We start from the raw sequence: 18,428 nt of genomic DNA on the forward strand, positions 1-18,428 counted from the left end.
TTCCTGCGAAGTCAGTCCTGTTCCCTCCCCCGCTTGCGGGGGAGGGTCAGGGTGGGGGCTCTCGCCGCAACGGCAGCGGCAATGGTTTCAAGAACGCCGGCGCGATTGGCCAGCACGTCGTTGTTGGCAAAGCGCAGGATGTGAAATCCCTTGGCTTCGATGACAGCTGAGCGTGCAGCGTCGCGCTGCTCGCCTTCCGTCGAGAAATGCTGTCCGCCATCGAGCTCGATCACGAGACGTGCGGCGTGGCAGACGAAGTCGACGATGTAGCGGTCGACCGGGGCTTGGCGGCGAAAGCCTGCGCCCAGCAGGCGATGGCCGCGCAGCTCCGACCATAGGATCTGTTCGGCATCGGTCGAGTTCTGGCGGAGTGCTCGAGCGTTCGATCGAAGTTTCTGAGAGACTTTCCAGGTAGGCTTGTCGTCGTCCATCGACACCTCCCGTGCGGAGAGACCCCCACCCCAGCCCTCCCCCGCAAGCGGGAGAGGGAGTCCCAGCGTCTGCTGGGAGACAGCGAGGCCGGCAACGCTCACGTGCTCAATCCTCCCGCCAGGGTCGGCACCTCCAGCGGCTTGAAGCCGTAGTGCGACAGCCAGCGGACGTCGCCTTCGAACAGCTGGCGCAGGTCGCTCATGCCGTATTTCAGCATCGCGATGCGGTCGATGCCCATGCCCCAAGCGAAGCCTTGATACTCGTCGGGATCGATGCCGCAGGCGCGCAGCACGTTCGGATGCACCATGCCGCAGCCGAGAATCTCCAGCCAGTCCTCGCCCTCGCCGAAGCGGATCTCGCCCTTGTCGCGGCGGCACTGGATGTCGACCTCGAGCGACGGCTCGGTGAACGGGAAGAACGACGGCCGGAACTTCATGTTGATGTGGTCGACCTCGAAGAACGCCTTGCAGAACTCGTGCAGGATCCATTTGAGGTGACCGAGATGCGAGCCCTTGTCGATGACGAGGCCCTCGACCTGGTGGAATTGCGGCGTGTGGGTCGCGTCGGAATCGATGCGGTAGGTGCGGCCCGGGCAGATGACGCGGATCGGCGGCTTCTGGGTCAGCATGGTGCGCACCTGCACCGGCGAGGTGTGGGTCCGCAGCAGCATGCGCGAGCCGTCCGGCTTCGGATTGAAGAAGAACGTGTCATGCATCTCGCGCGCGGGATGGCCTTCCGGGAAGTTCAGCTTGGTGAAGTTGTAGTCGTCGGTCTCGACGTCGGGACCTTCCGCGATCGAGAAGCCCATATCGGCGAAGATCGTGGTCAGTTCGTCCATCACCTGGCTGAGCGGATGGATGCGGCCGGTCTCGGCCGGCGAATCCTGCAGCGGCAGGGTGACGTCGATGGTCTCGGCGGCGAGACGGGCGTCGAGCGCGGCGGCCTTGAGGACGTCGCGCCGCGCGGCCAGCGCCTGCGTGACCTTGTCCTTGGCGAGGTTGATCGCCGCGCCCTGGGTCTTGCGTTCGTCCGGCGACATCTTGCCGAGGGTCGCCAGCAGCGCCGAGATCGAGCCCTTCTTGCCGAGGGCTGCGACGCGGACGGCTTCCAGCGCGGCTTCATCGCCGGCGGCGGCGATCTGGTCGAGGATCGAGGTTTCGAGCGAAGCGAGGTCGGACACGGGCAAAATCTCCGCGGAACAAAAGGCGGCTGGGTTGTCGCCGCGCCGGCGACAGGGGTCAAGCGAAGGATTGATGTCGCCGGATAGCAAAAAGCGGCCGAGAGCATCGGCCGCTTCTTCAGTTCTCACGATGCGGAGGCGATCAGGCGGCGAGCGCCGCCTTGGCCTTCTCAACGATCGCCTGGAACGCGGCGGGCTCGTTGATCGCGAGATCCGACAGCACCTTGCGGTCGACGGTGATGCCAGACTTGGACAGGCCGTCGATAAATCGGCTGTAGGTGAGCTCGAACGGACGCACGGCGGCGTTCAGGCGCTGGATCCAGAGCGCGCGGAAAGTGCGCTTCTTGCGCTTGCGATCGCGGAACGCATACTGGCCAGCCTTCTCGACGGCCTGCTTGGCGGTGCGGATCGTGTTCTTGCGGCGGCCGTAATAGCCCTTGGCGGCCTTGAAGACTTTCTTGTGCTTGGCGTGGGCGGTCACACCGCGTTTGACGCGAGACATGCCGGAAATCCTTGGATTCAGAGATGACGATCAGCCGCGGCTTTGAGGCGGCCAGGGTTTCGGAAGCGAGAGGCCGGTCAGGCGTTCGGCAAGAAGTACTTCTTGACGTTGTCGCCGTCGGTCTTGAACAGCACGCGGGTGCCGCGCAGCTGCCGGATCTGCTTCTTCGTCCGCTTGATCATGCCGTGGCGCTTGCCGCGCTGGGCGTGCATCACTTTGCCGGTGGCAGTCACCTTGAAGCGCTTTTTGGCGCCGGATTTGGTCTTCAGCTTGGGCATTTGGCTCTCCTTCATGCCAACGGCAAGCCGCCCGCGAAAGCGGCGCCATCTGGCGAAAATGCTCGTTAGAGCGTTGGTTGTGCTCAGGTTTCGGATCCAAACCCGGACCCACCCGCACAGGGACATCGCCACGGCAGCCCTTGATCAGCCGGGCGACGAAGGCCGCGCTTATGCCAGAGACAAAGGCTCTTGGCAACGTCGAACCAGGGAATCAGCTATTCCGACCCATGGTCAGCCCATTTCAAGCCGAGGTTCGCCCATGGCCCGCGTCATCCCGTCCGCTGCTATCGCCGCCGTCCTCACCGCCGGCCTCGCGCTCCTGCATCCGCTCCCTGCCCACGCCGCCGGCTTCGACGGCCCCTGGACCGTCCTGATCATCACCGAGGCCGGCAATTGCGACCAGGGCTACAGCTTCCCCATCCAGATCAGCGGCGGCCGGGTGCTCTCGACCGGCTCTGCGAACATCACCGGCTCCGTCGGACGCGGCGGCGCGGTCACGGTGCGGGTCTCCCAGGGCGGCTCCTCGGCCAGCGGTAACGGGCGGCTGGGCGCGACGTCCGGCTTCGGCCGCTGGAGCGGCAAAGGTTCGGCCGGGACTTGCAGCGGGCGGTGGCAGGCGACGCGGTCCTGATCAGGGGCCAGCACCCGGCAAAAGAGGTGCCATCAAAAGAAAAGCCCGCCAACGCGTGGCGGGCCCGGTTTGAAGCGTTGGTCCCTGCGCGCTAGCGCGGGGCCAGAACCATGACGACCTGACGGCCCTCGAACTTGGCGTCCTGCTCGACCTTGGCGAACGCCGCCACGTCGGATTTCACCTTGTCGAGCAGCTTGGTGCCGATCTCCTGGTGCGCCATTTCGCGGCCGCGATAGCGCAGCGTGATCTTGACCTTGTCGCCCTCTTCGAAGAAGCGCTGCATCGCCCGCATCTTCACGTCGTAGTCGTGGTCATCGATCATCGGACGGAGCTTGATCTCCTTGATCTCGACGACCTTCTGCTTCTTGCGGGCCTCGGCGGCCTTCTTCTGCGCCGAATATTTGTACTTGCCGTAGTCCATGATCTTGCAGACCGGCGGCGAGTTGTTCGGCGAAATCTCGACCAGATCCATGCCGGCTTCGGCGGCCATCTTGATGGCGACCACGGTCTCGACGACACCACGGTTGGTGCCTTCGGCGTCGATCAGCTGGATCTGCGCATTGCGAATCTCATCATTGGTACGCGGCCCGTCTTTGACGGCAGCGGGCGGGGCTCGATTGGGGCGGCGAATGGGTAGTTCTCCAAGGTTGTGGAAGAAGGCGGCTAGTTTGAAGGAATATGCCTTTGCGGGCAAGCTCGCGCGTGCCCGGTGCGTCGAAATTCCGCCCGGCCATCGCGGCACTTGCGTCGCACGCGCAGGATGTCAGCGCGACGGCGTAATCCCCCAAGGAGACCATCTGGCCAGGACGAGCGCTCATAGGCGTGCTGCCGGCCATGCTGGTTCCGCCCGCGGACATAGAGTGTGGGCGGCGCTTTCGCAAGCGGCAGCGGCCGGTCGAGCGATTGACGGACACGGCCGGTTCGCCCACACAACGTCCATCATCGAGTAACGATCCATGAACCACGCTGTCGAATCTGCCGATCTCCCCGCTTTCATCGCCGTCGGCGCCGGCGAGCAATCGCGCCAGATCGCGGTGCGCGCCAGGACCGGCCATCCGCCCGGGCTGTTCTGGCTTGGCGGCTTCAATTCCGACATGAAGGGCACCAAGGCGCTGGCGCTTGACGCCTGGGCGGCCGAGCGCGGCCGCGCCTGTGTCCGGTTCGACTATTCCGGCCATGGCGAATCGGGCGGACGCTTCGTCGACGGCACCATCAGCCGCTGGCTGGAGGAGAGCGTCGCGGTGTTCCGCCAATTCTGCAGGGGGCCGCAGGTGGTGATCGGCTCGTCGATGGGCGGCTGGATGGCGCTGCTGCTCGCGCGCGAACTGCTGAGGCAGCCGGCCGAGGCGACGCTCGCAGGTCTGGTGCTGATCGCGCCGGCGCCCGACTTCACCGAGGAGCTGATGTGGAAGGGCTTCTCCGCCGAGATCCGCCGGGAGATCGAGGCCAACGGTGTCTGGATGCGTCCCTCCGAATATGGCGAGCCCTATCCGATCACCAAGGTGCTGATCGAGGACGGCCGCAACCATCTGCTGCTCGGCGGCGCCATCACGGTCGGCTGTCCGGTGCGCATCCTGCAGGGCGCGCAGGATCCGGATGTGCCGTGGCAGCACGCGTTCGCGCTGGCCCACCGGCTGCCCGCCGAGGATGTGGTGCTGACGATGATCCAGGATGGCGATCACCGGCTGTCGCGGCCGCAGGACATCGCGCGCATGCTGGCGGCGGTCGGCGAGATCGGCTGAGCGTCGGGCTCAGCACGGCGTTCGCCACTCCGCGCGGACGCTGTCGTCGCTCTCGCAGGCCAGCGCGGTGGCCGCACGCCGCGCGTACGCGTCCGCGTCGAGCAATTGTGCCAGCGCCCAGGCCGCAGCGCCGCGCACCAGGGGGGTCGGGTCTGCCGTCAGTCGCTCGACGGCCGGCGTCAGCGCCGCATCACCGGAATTGCCGATCGCGATCAGCACGTTGCGCAAAAAGCGGTCGCGGCCGATGCGCTTGATCGGGGATTTCGTGAACAGCGCACGGAACGCGGCGTCGTCGAGCGCCGCCAGCTCCGCAAGGGAGGGCGCGCGCAGCGCGTCGCGGGCGGCCAGCTTCGCCTCGCGCCCCGCCTGGGCGAACTTGTTCCACGGGCAGGCGGCGAGGCAATCGTCGCAGCCATAGATGCGGTTGCCCATGGCGTTGCGGAACTCGCGCGGGATCGGCCCCTTGTTCTCGATCGTCAGATACGAGATGCAGCGCCGCGCATCGAGGCTGTAGGGCGCCGGGAAGGCCGCCGTCGGACAGCTGTCGAGGCAGGCGCGGCACGAGCCGCAATGGTCATGCTCCGGTGCATCCGCCGGCAGTGTCAGCGTGGTGTAGATGGCGCCGAGGAACAGCCAGGAGCCGAAGCCGCGCGACACCAGATTGGTGTGCTTGCCCTGCCAGCCGAGGCCCGCGGATTCGGCCAGCGGCTTCTCCATGACCGCCGCCGTGTCGACGAACACTTTCACGTCGCAGCCGGCCTGCGCGACCAGCCAGCGCGCCAAGGCCTTCAGGTTCTTCTTGATGACGTCGTGATAGTCGTCGCCGCGCGCATAGACCGAGATCGCGGCGCGGCTGCGCTCGGCCAGGATCGTGCACGGGTCGTCGTCCGGGCCGTAATTGACGCCGAGCATCACGACGCTGCGGACCTCGCTCCACAGCGTCCGCGGATCGGTGCGGCGGGACGGCTCGCGGGCGAGCCAGTCCATGTCGCCGTGCTGGCCCGATGCGATGAAGCGCTCGAACGCGGCGGCGCGCTCGGCGTTCACGACCGGCGCGGTAATGCCGATCGCATCGAACCCCAGCCGTTGTGCCTCGCCGGCCAGCGCCGCCCTCAGCATCTCCGGTTGGGGCGCGTCACGGCTCAGAAGTCGAGATCCACATAGGTCCGCGACGCCGGCACGCCCGCCAGCCAATCGCTCAGCAGCGGCCGGAACGACGGCCGCGACTTGACCCGCGCGTACCACGCCTTCGCTGCGTCGTCCTCGATCCATGGCACGTCGCCCAGATAGTCGATCGCCGACAAATGCGCGGCGGCGGCGAGGTCGGCATAGGTCAGGCGGTCGCCCGCCAGGAAATTGCGCCGCTGCGCCAGCCAGCCGATATAAGCGAGATGATAGCGCACATTGGTCTTGGCGGCGCGAATCACGTCGGTCGACGGCGGCCCGCCGCCATCCTCCTCGCTCATGAAGCGCTTATAGATGCGTTCGGTCACCAGAAGGTTCGAGGCCTCCTCGAAGAATTTGGTGTTGAACCAGTCCATCAGCCGGCGCACCTCGATGCGCTCCGCAGGCGAGGTCGGCATCAACCTTCGGTCGCCCATGTCGGGCCCGCAGGTCTCGTCGAGGAACTCGGCGATCACACCGACGCCCGGCACCGCCGGCTGGCCCTCGACCGACAGCACCGGCGTCGTTCCCGCTGGATTGAGCACCAGGAACGCCTCGCGGCGTTCCCAGGCGCGTTCTTCCACCAGGCGCAGATCGAGCCCGTATTCGCCGAGCACCAGCCGGACGAAGCGCGAATGCGGGCAGAAGGGGTGGTGGAAGAGCGTGTACATGGAGCCTTTCGACGATGGTGCCGCCACAGCGCTTAACGAACGATCAACCAACGACCGCACTTCGAAGATCGGCCGCAGGACCGGCGCAGATTTGCCGTTGCGAATCGGACCATTAGCGCATGGTCGGCGAAAGTGTAAGGAGTAGGGCGGCGGGCCGGCATGCGCGAAAACTCATGCCGCTGACCGCGGACCGGCGATGCGGTCCGTGCTGATTCGTATGCCCGACCGCGCTCCGGTTCATTGCTCCGGGCCGGCGATGCCCGCTTTTTGCAATTGCGGGCCGCGGCCGAATAGGCGAGAAGGGCGGCGTTTTGCCGGCAATCATGGATCGGATCAATGATGTCAGATACGCTGCGGGCGGTGCTTCTCGGGATTATCGAGGGCGTCACCGAATTTCTTCCCGTATCGTCGACAGGCCATCTGTTGCTGGCGGAACGCTTCTTCGGCCTCGGCGAGGACGGCTTCTGGAAGAGCTTCGCGATCCTGATCCAGCTCGGCGCCATCCTCGCGATCGTTGCGCTGTACTTCTTCAAGCTGTCGCGCGTCGCCATCGGCGCGCTGTCGAACGCTGACGACCGTCGCTTCATCATCGGCGTGCTGATCGCCTTCCTGCCCGCCGTGATCATCGGCCTCATCGCCGGCAAATACATCAAGGCGCTCCTGTTCGATCCCTGGGTCGTCTGCTTCTCGCTGATCGTCGGCGGCGCCATCCTGCTGTGGGTCGACCAGATCGATCTGAAGCCAAGGGAGCACGACGCCACGCGCTATCCGCTGCTGATGTATCTCTGGATCGGCGTGGCGCAGTGCCTGGCGATGATCCCCGGCGTGTCGCGCTCTGGCGCGACCATCGTGGCCGCGATGCTGCTCGGCGGCGACAAGCGCTCGGCCGCGGAATTCTCCTTCTTCCTGGCGATCCCGACCATGGTCGGCGCCTTCGTCTACGACTTCTACAAGAGCCGCGCCGAGATGACGTCCGACCATCTCGGCCTGGTCGCGATCGGCTTCGTCGTGTCCTTCATCACCGCGATGATCGTGGTGAAGGCCTTCCTCGGCTACGTCACCCGCCACGGCTTCGTGCTGTTTGCCTGGTGGCGCGTCATCGTCGGTACTTTGGGCCTGATCGCGCTGGCGCTCGGCAAGTAGGTCCGGCTTTCACCGCTCGTCATTGCGAGGAGCGAAGCGACGAAGCAATCCAGGGTCCCGTTCACGACTCTGGATTGCTTCGCGTCGCTCGCAATGACGCGGAGAGGGCAGGGGCTCTCTCACGCGTTCTTGCGCTGGAATTGACCCGCCGGACGGAAGCGCCAGAGATATTGCGGGCCGATCGCCTCGAGCGAATCCGGCGTGATGCCGAGGCCCTGCAAGGTCAGCCCGGCGGCCTTCGCCGTCTCCGACACGACATTGTCGGAGCGCAGCAGCTCGACCTGGTCCGGCGTCAGCTTCAGCGGTCCGGGCGCGAATTGCAGCAGTGCCGCCTGCAGCCGGGCGAGCCCGAATGGCAGCGGCAGCAGCGCGCGGTCGCGGTCGGTGATGTCGAGGATGATCTTGAGAATCTCGCGGAAGCTCAGCACCTCCGGCCCGCCGAGTTCGTAGGTCGCACCTGCCTGCGCCTTGCCGTCGACCGCGTCCGCGACCGCGGTCGCGACATCGCCGACATAGACCGGCTGCATTTTGGTCTCGCCGCCGCCGATCAGCGGCAGGAACGGCGAGATGCGCGCCAGCCCCGCAAAGCGATTGGTGAACTGGTCCTCAGGACCGAACACGACCGATGGCCGCATGATCACGGCCTCGGGCACCGCGGCCAGCGCAGCAGCCTCGCCGGCCGCCTTGGCGCGGGCGTAGCTCGCTGTCGATTCCGCGTCCGCGCCGATCGCCGAGACGTGCACCAGCCGGGCGCCGGCCGCCGCCGCAGCCTTGGCGACATTCGCGGCGCCCTCGGCCTGGACGGCCTCGAAGGTCTGGGCACCGCTCTCGGTCAGGATGCCGACGAGGTTGATGGCGACGTGGCTGTCGCGCAGCGCCGCCGCGACCGATTCGGGATAGCGCAGATTGGCCTGCACGGTGTGGATCTGGCCGACCCGGCCGAGCGGCTGCAAATGGCCAGCGAGCTCCGGCCGGCGCACGGCGACGCGGATGCGGTAGTCGCGCTTGGCCAGCGCCCGGACCACGTTGCGGCCGACGAAGCCGGAGCCGCCGAACACGGTGACGAGGGTGTCCAGATTCGATGCCAGATTCGTTGCCATGGGATCATTCCTGGGATTGCATCCGGACGGTCCGTCCGCCCGGAGGAGGGCTCTTTGCGGCGATTCGCACCCCGCGGCCCGCCATCTTGCGCCGCTATATAGCCCATCGTCCGCATCGCGGAAAAGGGAGCCGTGTTTTTGCGTATCGGGTGAGAAAAATTGTCATCTTGGGCCTTCAGCGGTTTGACAAGCGCGCGTCCGATCCGTACACACCGCCCACACATGCCCAGGTGGCGGAATTGGTAGACGCGCTGGCTTCAGGTGCCAGTGGCTTAACGGCCGTGAAGGTTCGAGTCCTTTCCTGGGCACCATTTTTGGTGACCTCCCCCGCACAAGAGATGTCCGACAGGCGACCGCGCTGAAGCGCGTCGTGATTGGATTGACGCGGGCGCTGGTCGAGCCCCGACGCGGCCGGCTCGAACTTCGTCGCCGTCTCACCGCATGCCGAGATCGATCTCCGGCCTCCGCACGGTTCTCGCAACCGCGCATCTGTGGATGACGGAAGCTCAATCCATGTCACCCTCAATCCCTGTTCGCCGGCGTCTGGATGAAGCCGCGATTCCACGTCGGGCTGATCAGGATCTCGTTGACGCAGACGCGCGGCGGCATGTTTGCCACGAACGCGATCGTGCGGCCGAGGTCTTCCGGCTGCAGCATCCGCGCCTGCTCTTCCGCGCTCGGCACGACCGGCCGCTGCTCCAGAATCGGCGTCGCGACCTCGCCCGGCATCAGGCAGCAGGCGCGCAAGCCGTGCATGCATTCCTCCATGTTGAACGAGTGGGTCAGCGCCAGCACCGCATGCTTGGTCGAGGTATAGGCCGGCCCCGGCATCTTGGAGACATGGCGTCCCGCCCAGGACGATACGTTGATGATGGTGCCGTCCGCTTGCGCGCGCATCGCCGGCAGCACCGCCTTCATGCAATACAGCACGCCATTGAGATTGATCTCGACCAGCTGGTTCCAGCCGTCGAGCGTCATGTCGTCCCAGCGTCGCTTGGGTACGTTCACGCCGGCTGAGTTCACCAGCAGATCGATGCGGCCGTGCCGCGCCAGGATGGCGTCGGCCGCGGCCTGCACCTCCGCCGCCTTGGCGACGTCGAGCGGAACGGCCTCGGCCGTGCCGCCAGCGGCCGCGATCTTCGCCGCCACCGTTTCGAGCGCAGCCTTGCGCCGGCCCGACACGATTACTGTCCAGCCGTCGGCGGCGAGCGCCAGCGCGCCGGCCTCACCGATGCCCGTGCCGCCGCCGGTGATCCACGCGATCCGTTTCCTCTTGGTCATTTGCCAGCGTCTCCCGTTGCCTTCGAAAGGGCGTTTTTGCTAAGGCAGCCTCGATCAGAGACGGCAACCCTGGCGACATCGCCGGTGCCATCCGCCGTCCCGGCCCTTTTCGTCTTCGTCGAGCACGATGTTCCGCCGGCTGGCACTGCCGGCCGGTCACCGCTCCAGGGGAATGTTGCATGAACCAGACCGCCAACGCCAATCTGTTCGCCCGCTTGTTCGACGGTCTCGACGATCCCAGCCGCCTCGCGATCGAGACCCATGACGGTCAGCGCATCACCTATGGCGACCTGATTGCGCGCGCGGGCCAGATGGCGAATGTGCTGGTCAGCAGGGGCGTGAAGCCGGGCGACCGCGTCGCGGCGCAGACCGAGAAATCAGTGTCGGGCCTCGTGCTCTATCTCGCCACGGTCCGCGCCGGCGGCGTCTATCTGCCGCTCAACACGGCCTACACGCTCAACGAGCTCGACTATTTCATCGGCGACGCCGAGCCGACCGTCGTCGTGTGCGATCCCGCCAAGGCCGAGGGCATCCGCACGCTGGCTGCCAAGGTCGGCGCCACGGTGGACACGCTCGATGCGTCAGGCAAGGGCTCGCTGACCGAGGCCGCCGACAAGGCCGCCACCGCGTTCACCACCGTGCCGCGCGGCGCCGACGATCTCGCCGCGATCCTCTATACGTCAGGCACCACCGGCCGCTCCAAAGGCGCGATGCTGTCCCACGACAATCTCGCCTCGAACTCGCTGACCCTGATCGACTACTGGCGCTTCACCAAGGACGACGTGCTGATCCACGCGCTGCCGATCTATCATACGCATGGCCTGTTCGTGGCCAGCAACGTGACGCTGTTCGCGCGCGCGTCGATGATCTTCCTGCCCAAGCTCGATCCCGACCTGATCATCAATCTGATGGCACGCGCCACCGTGCTGATGGGCGTGCCGACCTTCTACACCCGGCTGCTGCAGAACCCGCGGCTGAACAAAGAGACGACCAGCCACATGCGTCTCTTCATCTCCGGCTCTGCGCCTTTGCTCGCCGACACCCATCGCGAATGGTTCGCGCGCACCGGCCACGCCGTGCTCGAGCGCTACGGCATGACCGAGACCAACATGAACACGTCGAACCCGTATGATGGCGAGCGCGTGCCCGGCGCGGTCGGCTTCCCGCTGCCTGGCGTGTCCGTGCGCGTGACCGATCCCGAGACCGGCAAGGAGCTCGCGCGCGACGAGATCGGCATGATCGAGGTGAAGGGCCCGAACGTGTTCAAGGGCTATTGGCGGATGCCGGAGAAGACCAAGTCGGAGTTCCGTCCTGACGGCTTCTTCATCACCGGCGACCTCGGCAAGATCGACACGCAGGGCTACGTCCACATCGTCGGGCGCGGCAAGGATCTGGTCATCTCCGGCGGCTTCAACGTCTATCCGAAGGAGATCGAGAGCGAGATCGACGCCATGCCGGGCGTGGTCGAGTCCGCCGTCATCGGCGTGCCGCATGCCGATTTCGGCGAGGGCGTCACGGCGGTCGTCGTGCGTCACCCCGGTGCTGACGTCAATGAAGCCAGCGTGCTCAAGGGGCTCGACGGCCGGCTGGCCAAGTTCAAGATGCCGAAGCGCGTGTTCGTGGTCGACGAGCTGCCGCGCAACACCATGGGCAAGGTGCAGAAGAACGTGCTGCGTGATCAGTACAAGGACATCTATACGAAATGAGAGCGGCTAGCGCCGTCGCCCGATCCTAAGACCCACGAGTGCCGCCAGCGGCGGCGCGGCGCAGATCAAGATCAGTTCCAGCACGGCGAACGAAGCGACCTCGTGCTGGATGGCCAGAGCAAGACACGCGGCAAACAGGCCGGCCGCGGTGAAGCCGAGGATGCAGGTCAAAGGCTCCTCGGCCGGCTCGTGCGAGGACGCTTGCCGCGCGGGCAGCGCTGCCGGGCGTTCGGTGGTTGTCGGCCGGACCGTTGGCACGGGCATCGGACCTCCCTGCAGCACGGCTTTTTTGCTCGCGTCTCACCGCAGACTAGGTGAAGGCGTCTGAGCCCGACATGCGGCAAAATCGACCAGCGGCAAGATACGGGCATCGGTCGGCAGGAACGCGGCACGCCGGTGCCGACTTGTTCCAGAGCCGAGCCGGCGACCTGCGCGACCCGTTCCTTCGTCCCGCGAATCCTTCCGGTCAGCCTTGCAGATTTGTCGCCCCGCGGAGCCCTGCGGATCGCGAAACCGACGTCGTCAGGTCCGTAGTTAAGCGGTGAATCAATGCTCTACGATCTGCGTTATTTACGCGTTCTACCGCGTTCGTGGCAGCCGGCGCGAGGAGTTAGAAGTGAATGGAAATTCGCTATATGATCGATGTGCTGGGTCCTGGCATACCACGGTGGCCATTGATCCTTTTTTCACTGCTGACCTAGTACTGAATCGCTGTTCGGTTTTGGGCCATTTGTTCGTTGCAAGGCCTGTTCCTTCTCCGTAAATAAAGCCCGCCTTGCCGATCCGCACGGCCGCAAGCCCCTTCCGTTCACGGCCCACAAGAAATCATCAAAGCACCAATGACAGCCAGGATCGAACGACCGCTTTCGCCGCATCTGCAAACCTACCGTTGGACGCTGACGATGATCCTGTCGATCGTCCACCGCGCCACCGGGGTTGCACTTTATTTCGGGACGCTGCTGCTGGCCTGGTGGTTGATCGCCGCCGCGTCCGGTCCAAGCGCCTATTCCTACGTCCAGGGCTTCATGGGCAGCTTCCTCGGCCGCCTGATCATGTTCGGCTACACCTGGGCGCTGCTGCACCATCTGTTGTCCGGCATCCGTCACTTCGTCTGGGACCTCGGTTACGGCTTCAAGCCGAACGAGCGTGAGACTTTGACCTGGGGCGCACTGATCGGCGGCATCACCTTGACCGTTCTGGTGTGGATCGTGGCTTACGCCGTGGGAGGTGGCCGATGAGCGACGCACGCGCGAAATCGATGCGGACCCCGCTGGGCCGCGTCCGCAACCTCGGCGCCGCCCATTCCGGCACCAGCGACTTCTGGCGCCAGCGCATCACCGCGGTTGCGATGACCTTGCTGATCGTGCCCGTGGTCGTGGTGGTGATCATGCTGCTCGGCCGCAACCAGGCCGGCGCTGCGCAGATCCTCGGCTCGCTGCCGATCGCGCTGATCATGCTGCTGTTCGTCATCGCGAGCTGCTGGCACATGAAGATCGGCATGCAGGTCGTGATCGAGGACTATGTCCACAGCGAGCCGCTTAAGCTCGTTGCGATCATGGCTAACAACTTCTTTGCGGTGACCGTGGCGCTCGCCTCGATCTACGCCCTCATCAAACTGTCCACTGGAGTCTAGCCCATGGCCGGCGGAGCAAATGGCAGCGCGAACGGCGCGCCCGCGACGAACGGAAAAGCCTATCCGATCGAGGACCACACCTACGACGTCGTCGTGGTCGGCGCAGGCGGTGCCGGACTGCGCGCGGTGGTCGGCTGCAGCGAAGCGGGCCTGCGCACGGCCTGCATCACCAAGGTGTTCCCGACCCGCTCGCACACCGTGGCGGCGCAGGGCGGCATCTCGGCCTCGCTCGGCAACATGCACCAGGACGACTGGCGCTGGCACATGTACGACACCGTCAAGGGGTCGGACTGGCTCGGCGACCAGGACGCGATCGAATACATGGTGCGCAATGCGCCCGACGCGGTCTACGAGCTCGAACATTGGGGCGTGCCGTTCTCGCGCACCGAAGACGGCAAGATCTATCAGCGTCCGTTCGGCGGCATGACCATCGACTTCGGCAAGAGCCAGGCGCAGCGCACCTGCGCCGCCGCCGACCGTACCGGCCACGCCATGCTGCACACGATGTATGGCCAGTCGCTGCGCCACGCCGCGGAGTTCTTCATCGAGTTCTTCGCCATCGACCTGATCATGGACGACCAGGGCGTCTGCCGCGGCGTCATCGCGCTGAAGCTCGACGACGGCACGCTGCACCGCTTCCGCGCCCAGACCACGATCCTGGCCACCGGCGGTTACGGCCGCGCCTACGCGTCCTGCACCTCGGCGCATACCTGCACCGGAGACGGCGGCGGCATGGCGCTGCGCGCCGGCCTGCCACTGCAGGACATGGAATTCGTGCAGTTCCACCCCACTGGCATCTATGGCTCGGGTTGTCTGGTCACCGAGGGTGCACGCGGCGAAGGCGGCTATCTCGTCAACGCCGAGGGCGAGCGCTTCATGGAGCGCTATGCGCCGTCCGCCAAGGACCTCGCCTCGCGCGACGTCGTCTCGCGCGCGATGACCATCGAGATCCGCGAAGGCCGCGGCGTCGGCAAGAAGAAGGACCACATCTTCCTGCATCTCGACCATCTCGATCCGAAGGTGCTGGCCGAGCGTCTGCCGGGCATCTCCGAATCGGCCAAGATCTTCGCCAATGTCGACGTGACCCGCGAGCCGATCCCGATCGTGCCGACGGTGCACTACAACATGGGCGGCATCCCGACCAACTATCACGCCGAGGTGCTGACCAAGAAGGACGGCGACGACAACGCCATCGTGCCCGGCCTGATGGCGGTGGGCGAGGCGGCCTGCGTCTCCGTGCACGGCGCCAACCGGCTCGGCTCGAACTCGCTGATCGACCTCGTCGTGTTCGGACGCGCTGCCGCGCTGCGGCTCGCGGAGAAGCTGACGCCGAACGGCAAGCAGCCGGATCTGCCGAAGGACTCGGCCGACATGGCGCTCAGCCGGCTCGACCGTTATCGCTACGCCTCCGGCGGCACGCCGACGGCGAAGCTGCGCGAGAGCATGCAGCATGTGATGCAGACCAACTGCGCCGTGTTCCGCACCGGCGAAGTGCTGCAGGAAGGCCACAACCTGATCCACAAGGTCCATGGCGGCATCGGCGACATTGCCGTCTCCGACCGTTCGCTGGTGTGGAATTCCGACCTGATCGAGACCTTGGAGTTCGACAATCTGATCGCCCAGGCGGTGGTCACGATGGACTCCGCCGCCAATCGCACCGAGAGCCGCGGCGCGCATGCCCGCGAGGACTTCCCGGATCGCGACGACAAGAACTGGATGAAGCACACGCTGGCGTGGATCGACCAGAACGGCCAGACCACGATCGATTACCGCCCGGTGCACAACTACACCATGACCAACGACGTGCAGTACATCCCGCCGAAAGCGCGTGTGTACTGAGCCCGTCCGTCATAACAAAGAAGGCCTCCCGAAATGGCTGAGTTCGCACTTCCCAAGAATTCGCAGATCACCGGCGGCAAGACCTGGCCGAAGCCGGTGGGCGCTACCGAGGTCCGCGAGTTCAAGGTCTATCGTTGGAATCCGGATGACGGCAAGAATCCGAGCGTTGATACCTATTATGTCGACGTCAATGATTGCGGCCCGATGGTGCTCGACGGTCTGATCTGGATCAAGAACCATATCGATCCGTCGCTGACCTTCCGCCGCTCCTGCCGCGAGGGCGTGTGCGGCTCCTGCGCGATGAACATCGACGGCCAGAACACCCTGGCCTGCACCAAGTCGATGCACGACGTGAAGGATGGCGCGGTCAAGATCAACCCGCTGCCGCATCAGCCGGTGGTCAAGGACCTCGTACCGGATCTCACCAACTTCTACGCGCAATACGCTTCGATCGAGCCGTGGTTGAAGACGACCTCGCCGACGCCGCAGAAGGAATGGCGGCAGAGCCACGAGGATCGCGAAAAGCTCGACGGTCTCTACGAGTGCATCCTGTGCGCCTGCTGCTCGACCTCGTGCCCGAGCTATTGGTGGAACAGCCAGCGCTATCTCGGACCGGCGGCGCTGCTGCAGGCCAACCGGTGGGTCAAGGACAGCCGCGACGAGGCGACCGGCGAGCGGCTCGACAATCTCGAGGACCCGTTCCGGCTCTACCGCTGCCACACCATCATGAATTGCGCCAAGGCCTGCCCGAAGGGCCTCAACCCGGCCGAGGCGATCGCCGAGCTCAAGCTGAAGCTGGTCGAGCGCCAGATCTAGCCGGGCGCCAGCCGACCAAACGATCGATCATCGGAGCTTGCGCCCGGAACCGTCATAAGTTCCGGGCGCAGCTGGTTTGTAGCTTTGGCCGATTGCGTTAAGCTCGTGGTCTTTTGGGGGCCGGAGCGACCGTGCAGACCGCACAACGCAAATCGCTGATCATGCTGCGATGGATGATGGTGGCGTCGCTCGCGCTGCCGGTCGCGCTGTTCCTGGTCGCGGCCTATGTCTCCTACGGTTCGACCTGCGAGGAGGCCGATCGCGACATCCGTCGCTCGCTGGATGTCGTCCACGAGCATGCCGAGAAGGTGTTCGAGACCATCGACCGCAGCCTGTCGGAGATCGACGAGATCGTCCGTGATCTCTCCGACGCCGAGATCAAGGCCCGCGAGCAGGCGCTGCATGGCCGGCTGCGTCAGCTCTCGGATACTTTGCCGCAGATGAAGTCCGCCTGGGTGTTCGATGTCCAGGGTCGTCCGTTGGTGAGCAGCATGATCTATCCGGCGCCGGATATGATCTTCGCCGACCGCGACTACTTCAGCGCCCATGTGACGACCAACGCCGGCAGCTTCGTCGGTGCTGCACTGACGCCGCGGCCGCCCGACCATGGCGCTGCGTTCTTCAGTGTGAGCCGCCGCCGCCAGAGCGCGGACGGCCGCTTCACCGGCGTGATCCAGGCTTCGGTGCTGCCGGATTATTTCGAGCACTTCTATGCCCGGATCGGACGCGCGCCGGGCAGCTACTTCGCGCTGCGCCGCTTCGACGGTCTTGTTCTGGCACGCTTTCCGGCGGCGCAGCGCAGCGCGGGCCCGCCGCCGAACGATGTTCCGGCGGCCGCCGCCGATACGGAGCAACTTGTCACCGAAACCTCGCCGATCGACGGACTCGAGCGCCGCGTCGGCTATCAGCGTCTCGCCGGATTTCCGGTCTACGTCTCGGCAGGGTTGGAGACGGCGACGATCCGCGATCGCTGGCTCGGCACGATGGGCCGGCACCTGATCTTCGGCATCCCGGCAACCGCGCTGCTCGTCGTCTTCCTGGCGATGGCGCGGCGCCGGACTGAGCGCTTCTATATCGAAGCGGCCCGTCGCCTGGAGGCGGAAGATGCCCTCAGGCACGGCCAGCGCATGGAAGCGCTGGGCCAGCTCACCGGCGGCGTCGCGCATGATTTCAACAATCTCCTGACCGTCATTCGGGCGTCAGCCGACCTGCTGCGCCGCGCCAACCTGCCGGAGGAGCGGCGGCTGCGCTACATTGATGCGATCTCGGACACCGTGGCGCGCGCGTCCAAATTGACGTCTCAGCTCCTCGCCTTCGCCCGGCGCCAAACGCTGAAGCCGGAGGTGTTCGACATCAGCCGCAGCGTCGTCACGCTGCGCGACATGGTCAAGACGCTGGTGGGCTCGCGCATCGAGATCGTGACCTCCGTTCCCGACGAGCCCTGCTACGTCAACGCCGATGCCGGCCAGTTCGAAACGGCCCTCATCAACATGGCGGTCAATGCGCGGGATGCGATGGCCGGTCAGGGCCAACTGGTGATCAGTGTGACGGCAGCGTCCGATCTGCCGACGCCCGCGGCGCCGCAGGAGCGTCCGCCGCTCGGCTATGTCGCGCTCGCTGTCCAGGACACCGGCATCGGTATTCCTCAGCAGCAGTTCAGTCGGATCTTCGAACCTTTCTTCACCACCAAGACGATCGGCCAGGGCACCGGGCTCGGCCTGTCGCAGGTGTTCGGTTTCGCCAAGCAGTCCGGTGGCGAGATCGGTGTGACCAGCGAACTCGGCAAGGGCACCACGTTCACGCTTTATCTGCCGCGTGTCGCGCCGGCCGAGCAGCCAAGGGGCGATGCTGGCGGGCATGCGGTGCCGATCGGCGGCCGCGGCATGGCGGTGCTTGTGGTCGAGGACAATATCGACGTGGGCAGATCCGCGACCGAGGCGCTCGCCGAGCTCGGCTATCTCACGACCCTCGTCGACAACGCCAGGGACGCCCTGGAAGAGCTGATCGACGGCGGGAGCCGGTTCGATGTCGTTTTCACCGACGTCGTGATGCCGGGGATGACCGGTCTCGAACTTGCCGAGGAGATTCGCCGGCTCGAGCTCAACATCCCCATAGTGCTGGCGAGTGGCTACAGCCATGTGCTGGCGCAGCAGGGTACCAATGGCTTCGAACTGTTGCGCAAGCCGTATTCGATCGAAGAATTGTCGCGCGTGCTGCACAAGGTGGTGCCGGTCCCGCTCCACCGTGCGCCGCCGGTGGCTCCGAGCTCGGAGATGCGCTGATCATCGGAGCGGGAACTGAGTCGCGGAA

At 65.6% G+C, this 18,428-nt stretch carries 19 protein-coding genes and 1 tRNA gene; 10 read left to right on the forward strand and 10 right to left on the reverse strand.

Going from position 1 to position 18,428, the window contains the following annotated elements; genetic code table 11:
* Positions 1 to 11 precede the first annotated feature (11 nt).
* From BBTA_RS01025 to rpmI, 4 genes are all read right to left on the reverse strand, one after another.
* Positions 12 to 431: an endonuclease domain-containing protein gene (locus BBTA_RS01025; RefSeq protein ID WP_012040568.1), complete on the reverse strand. Its 420-nt coding sequence runs from the start codon at positions 429 to 431 to the stop codon at positions 12 to 14.
* A gap of 98 nt (positions 432 to 529) precedes the next feature.
* Positions 530 to 1,612, reverse strand: a complete 1,083-nt coding sequence (pheS, locus tag BBTA_RS01030) for a phenylalanine--tRNA ligase subunit alpha (protein WP_012040569.1) — start codon at positions 1,610 to 1,612, stop codon at positions 530 to 532.
* Between the two features lie 142 nt (positions 1,613 to 1,754).
* Positions 1,755 to 2,114 (reverse strand): 50S ribosomal protein L20, encoded by a 360-nt coding sequence (gene rplT / locus BBTA_RS01035; RefSeq protein WP_012040570.1) that lies wholly within the window; start codon positions 2,112 to 2,114, stop codon positions 1,755 to 1,757.
* A 77-nt stretch (positions 2,115 to 2,191) separates the two neighbouring features.
* Entirely contained in the window at positions 2,192 to 2,392 is a 201-nt protein-coding gene (gene rpmI / locus BBTA_RS01040; RefSeq protein ID WP_008539890.1) for a 50S ribosomal protein L35, read from the reverse strand.
* Positions 2,393 to 2,651: 259 nt separating this feature from the next.
* Between rpmI and BBTA_RS01045 the strand changes: the two genes are divergently transcribed.
* Positions 2,652 to 3,023, forward strand: coding sequence for a hypothetical protein (locus BBTA_RS01045; RefSeq protein ID WP_012040571.1), 372 nt, complete (start codon positions 2,652 to 2,654; stop codon positions 3,021 to 3,023).
* A gap of 91 nt (positions 3,024 to 3,114) precedes the next feature.
* On the opposite strand, the gene infC is transcribed toward BBTA_RS01045, so the two are convergent.
* On the reverse strand, positions 3,115 to 3,654 hold the full coding sequence (infC, locus tag BBTA_RS01050; protein ID WP_085963464.1) for a translation initiation factor IF-3: 540 nt from the start codon (positions 3,652 to 3,654) through the stop codon (positions 3,115 to 3,117).
* A gap of 325 nt (positions 3,655 to 3,979) precedes the next feature.
* On the opposite strand from infC, the gene BBTA_RS01055 reads away from it, so the two are divergent.
* Entirely contained in the window at positions 3,980 to 4,765 is a 786-nt protein-coding gene (locus BBTA_RS01055) for a carboxylesterase (RefSeq protein ID WP_012040573.1), read from the forward strand.
* 9 nt (positions 4,766 to 4,774) lie between these two features.
* Here BBTA_RS01055 and queG read toward each other — a convergent pair whose 3' ends face one another.
* Both queG and BBTA_RS01065 read right to left on the reverse strand, forming a co-directional pair.
* Entirely contained in the window at positions 4,775 to 5,959 is a 1,185-nt protein-coding gene (queG, locus tag BBTA_RS01060) for a tRNA epoxyqueuosine(34) reductase QueG (RefSeq protein ID WP_083780579.1), read from the reverse strand.
* Positions 5,908 to 6,600 (reverse strand): glutathione S-transferase family protein, encoded by a 693-nt coding sequence (locus tag BBTA_RS01065; protein WP_012040575.1) that lies wholly within the window; start codon positions 6,598 to 6,600, stop codon positions 5,908 to 5,910. Before BBTA_RS01065 ends, queG begins: the two co-directional genes overlap by 52 nt.
* Before the next feature lie 336 nt (positions 6,601 to 6,936).
* Here BBTA_RS01065 and BBTA_RS01070 point away from each other — a divergent pair, with 336 nt between their 5' ends.
* Positions 6,937 to 7,743 (forward strand): undecaprenyl-diphosphate phosphatase, encoded by an 807-nt coding sequence (locus BBTA_RS01070; protein WP_012040576.1) that lies wholly within the window; start codon positions 6,937 to 6,939, stop codon positions 7,741 to 7,743.
* Between the two features lie 119 nt (positions 7,744 to 7,862).
* On the opposite strand, the gene BBTA_RS01075 is transcribed toward BBTA_RS01070, so the two are convergent.
* Positions 7,863 to 8,831, reverse strand: a complete 969-nt coding sequence (locus tag BBTA_RS01075; RefSeq protein WP_012040577.1) for a complex I NDUFA9 subunit family protein — start codon at positions 8,829 to 8,831, stop codon at positions 7,863 to 7,865.
* A gap of 236 nt (positions 8,832 to 9,067) precedes the next feature.
* Here BBTA_RS01075 and BBTA_RS01080 point away from each other — a divergent pair.
* A tRNA-Leu gene (locus BBTA_RS01080) sits at positions 9,068 to 9,154 on the forward strand.
* Positions 9,155 to 9,365: 211 nt separating this feature from the next.
* Here the strand turns inward: BBTA_RS01080 and BBTA_RS01085 are convergent.
* Complete coding sequence (locus BBTA_RS01085) at positions 9,366 to 10,124, reverse strand: SDR family oxidoreductase (protein ID WP_012040578.1); 759 nt, start codon at positions 10,122 to 10,124, stop codon at positions 9,366 to 9,368.
* 179 nt (positions 10,125 to 10,303) lie between these two features.
* Here BBTA_RS01085 and BBTA_RS01090 point away from each other — a divergent pair, with 179 nt between their 5' ends.
* Complete coding sequence (locus tag BBTA_RS01090; protein ID WP_012040579.1) at positions 10,304 to 11,830, forward strand: malonyl-CoA synthase; 1,527 nt, start codon at positions 10,304 to 10,306, stop codon at positions 11,828 to 11,830.
* Positions 11,831 to 11,836: 6 nt separating this feature from the next.
* Here the strand turns inward: BBTA_RS01090 and BBTA_RS01095 are convergent, their stop codons facing one another.
* Positions 11,837 to 12,094: a hypothetical protein gene (locus BBTA_RS01095; protein WP_012040580.1), complete on the reverse strand. Its 258-nt coding sequence runs from the start codon at positions 12,092 to 12,094 to the stop codon at positions 11,837 to 11,839.
* A gap of 575 nt (positions 12,095 to 12,669) precedes the next feature.
* On the opposite strand from BBTA_RS01095, the gene sdhC reads away from it, so the two are divergent.
* The 5 genes from sdhC to BBTA_RS01120 all read left to right on the forward strand — a co-directional run bounded on the left by sdhC (position 12,670) and on the right by BBTA_RS01120 (position 18,400).
* Positions 12,670 to 13,068 (forward strand): succinate dehydrogenase, cytochrome b556 subunit, encoded by a 399-nt coding sequence (gene sdhC / locus BBTA_RS01100; RefSeq protein WP_041750248.1) that lies wholly within the window; start codon positions 12,670 to 12,672, stop codon positions 13,066 to 13,068.
* A gap of 20 nt (positions 13,069 to 13,088) precedes the next feature.
* Positions 13,089 to 13,463, forward strand: coding sequence for a succinate dehydrogenase, hydrophobic membrane anchor protein (gene sdhD, locus BBTA_RS01105; RefSeq protein ID WP_012040582.1), 375 nt, complete (start codon positions 13,089 to 13,091; stop codon positions 13,461 to 13,463).
* Positions 13,464 to 13,466: 3 nt separating this feature from the next.
* Positions 13,467 to 15,302: a succinate dehydrogenase flavoprotein subunit gene (sdhA, locus tag BBTA_RS01110; protein WP_012040583.1), complete on the forward strand. Its 1,836-nt coding sequence runs from the start codon at positions 13,467 to 13,469 to the stop codon at positions 15,300 to 15,302.
* A 33-nt stretch (positions 15,303 to 15,335) separates the two neighbouring features.
* The gene (locus tag BBTA_RS01115; protein ID WP_012040584.1) at positions 15,336 to 16,118 is read left to right on the forward strand and encodes a succinate dehydrogenase iron-sulfur subunit; all 783 of its coding nucleotides are present in this window, start codon (positions 15,336 to 15,338) and stop codon (positions 16,116 to 16,118) included.
* Between the two features lie 131 nt (positions 16,119 to 16,249).
* Entirely contained in the window at positions 16,250 to 18,400 is a 2,151-nt protein-coding gene (locus BBTA_RS01120) for a hybrid sensor histidine kinase/response regulator (RefSeq protein ID WP_012040585.1), read from the forward strand.
* Positions 18,401 to 18,428 lie beyond the last annotated feature (28 nt).

Source organism: Bradyrhizobium sp. BTAi1 (assembly GCF_000015165.1).
Taxonomy (GTDB): domain Bacteria; phylum Pseudomonadota; class Alphaproteobacteria; order Rhizobiales; family Xanthobacteraceae; genus Bradyrhizobium; species Bradyrhizobium denitrificans.